1 protein-coding gene is annotated in these 238 nt (G+C 51.3%); it reads left to right on the forward strand.

Annotated elements, in window-relative coordinates; genetic code table 11:
• A partial coding sequence (locus WG929_RS21245; protein WP_416207653.1) for an IS66 family transposase occupies positions 1-238 on the forward strand: 238 nt, incomplete at both ends.

A 238-nucleotide genomic window follows, 5' to 3' on the forward strand; every position in this document is an offset into this window, starting at 1 on the left:
GTACGAAAAACCGGTGATCGGGAACACCCCATTATCTTATTTGATTACGCCAGTCGTCGTCGCACCGATGTGGCCAGATCGCTGCTTGGTGATTATCAAGGCTACCTGCAAACCGATGATTATATTGGCTATCACCGTATTGGGCAGCAAAAAGGCATCGTCGCACTGGCCTGCATGGCCCACGCTCGACGTAAGTTTATCGACGCTCAGAAAGTCAGCCCAAGCCCGAAAGGAAAAG

The sequence above is a fragment of the Oceanobacter antarcticus genome (assembly GCF_044962685.1).
Taxonomy (GTDB): domain Bacteria; phylum Pseudomonadota; class Gammaproteobacteria; order Pseudomonadales; family Oceanobacteraceae; genus Oceanobacter; species Oceanobacter antarcticus.